Source organism: Bradyrhizobium sp. Leo170 (genome assembly GCF_004296405.1).
Taxonomy (GTDB): domain Bacteria; phylum Pseudomonadota; class Alphaproteobacteria; order Rhizobiales; family Xanthobacteraceae; genus Bradyrhizobium.
In genome coordinates this window covers 1-1,611 of record NZ_PSRR01000686.1, presented here as the reverse complement: position 1 = coordinate 1,611, position 1,611 = coordinate 1, and the positions used below count along the sequence as shown (strand labels likewise).

Here is a 1,611-nt window from a genome sequence, read left to right as displayed (position 1 = left end):
CTGCGCAGCAGAGCCTTGGCGCGGACGAAATCGCCGAGCTGCGCCATCGCAATCCCACGAAGCGCCAGCGCCGGCGCGTCCTCGCGCAGCGCAACGCGGTTCAAGGCGCCGAGGGGATCGCCCATCGCGAGCGCACGCGCGGCGGCCGTGATCAGCGAGTCCATGGGAATCCCGTCACACTTGTCACTCTCACCCCTTCAGCGCCCGGTCCTAGTCTAACTCACCGTGACAGACCAGTACGCAGCGAGGAGACCGGCTCATGGTCGACTGGACGATCCTTTCCCCAACATTCCTCACCGCCACGGTGGAGTGGGCGGAGGCCGTCGTCACGGTGCTGACGGTCGGCCCGGGCCACTCGACGAGCGATATCGAGAACAGGGAATGACGATGACGGTACATTGCCCAAAGCTCGACGTTGAGACGGCGAAGGAGGTTTCGCCGTCGCAATGTTCGAGCGTCACAACGAAGATGCCGGCAGCCGATTGGCTGTCGCTTGCGGCCGCACCGACCTTCGCGGTCATGGCGCTGCTCACCGGTGTGGTCGGCGGCGCGCCCGATATGCTTTGCTCGCAAGGCACGTCGCCGTTCGCGGGAATGGTCCCGATGTACGTGCTGATGAGCGCGTTCCATTTGGGGCCATGGCTGAGGCTGATCGCGAGGCGATGAAGCGGCTAGGTGAACGAGCTGCAACTGGATCGTGGCTTCGACATTGGCTAGTCTTGCTGCCACCGGCACAAACGCCGGGCGTCGATTTCCCGCCTTGTGGAATGGGACGCATCAACCAACAAGAACAAGCGGGAGCGTCTCCAATGAAGGAATTTGCCGGGAAGATTGCCGTCATCACGGGCGGCGGCACGGGCATGGGCCGCGAGCTGGCGCGGCAGCTCGTGGCGGAGGGGTGCAATGTCGCGATGTGCGACGTCTCGCTTGAGGCGATGGCGGAGACGAAGCGGCTGTGTGAAACGGAGAAGTTGCCGCAGGGATTGCGTGTCACCACTCATGTGGCCGACGTCTCGATCGAGGATCATCTCAAGCGCTTTCGCGACGAGGTGATCGAGCAGCAGGCGACGGACAAGATCCACCTGCTGTTCAACAATGCCGGCATCGGCGGCGGAGGCAGCCTGTTCACCAATACGCGCGAGCAGTGGGAGCGCACCTTCAACATCTGCTGGGGCGGCGTCTATCTCGGCGTCCGCACCTTCCTGCCGCTGCTCGTGAAGGCGGACGAGGGGCACATCGTCAACACCTCCAGCGTCAACGGATTCTGGGCGAGCGTCGGCATGGGCGTGGCGCACACCGCCTATAGCGCGGCGAAGTTCGCGGTGAAGGGATTCACCGAGGCGCTGATCAACGACCTCCGGCTGAATGCGCCGCATATCAAGTGCTCGGTGGTGATGCCCGGCCATATCGGCACCTCGATCGTCTCCAATTCGCGGAAGGTGCAGATCGGCACGGAGTCCGACCAGCTCACCGAGCAGGAGATCCTGCAGGCACGCCAGCGGATGAAGGGCGCAGGCATCGATGTCGACGCGATGTCGGACGAAGAGATTCAGCAGGCCGCGCTCGATCGCGCGCGGACGTTCCACGATGACGCGCCGACGACGGCGCCGC

General features: G+C 64.2%; 3 protein-coding genes and 1 pseudogene. 3 read left to right on the top strand and 1 reads right to left on the bottom strand.

The window, feature by feature from the left end; all coding sequences use genetic code 11:
- Positions 1 to 164, bottom strand: a pseudogene (locus CWO89_RS48640) (helix-turn-helix domain-containing protein); the annotation flags it as partial.
- A 95-nt stretch (positions 165 to 259) separates the two neighbouring features.
- Here CWO89_RS48640 and CWO89_RS49010 point away from each other — a divergent pair.
- From CWO89_RS49010 to CWO89_RS43990, 3 genes are all read left to right on the top strand, one after another.
- A complete protein-coding gene (locus CWO89_RS49010) occupies positions 260 to 385 on the top strand; it encodes a hypothetical protein (protein ID WP_282530155.1) in 126 nt (41 codons plus the stop codon).
- An 83-nt stretch (positions 386 to 468) separates the two neighbouring features.
- A complete protein-coding gene (locus CWO89_RS43995) occupies positions 469 to 666 on the top strand; it encodes a hypothetical protein (RefSeq protein ID WP_245476863.1) in 198 nt (65 codons plus the stop codon).
- Positions 667 to 809: 143 nt separating this feature from the next.
- A partial coding sequence (locus CWO89_RS43990; protein WP_130584356.1) for an SDR family oxidoreductase occupies positions 810 to 1,611 on the top strand: 802 nt, incomplete at its 3' end.

Coding starts and splice junctions, on each gene's coding strand:
- CWO89_RS43995 (WP_245476863.1), top strand. CDS start 469: ATGCCGGCAGCCGATTGGCTGTCGCTTGCGGCCGCACCGACCTTCGCG.
- CWO89_RS49010 (WP_282530155.1), top strand. CDS start 260: ATGGTCGACTGGACGATCCTTTCCCCAACATTCCTCACCGCCACGGTG.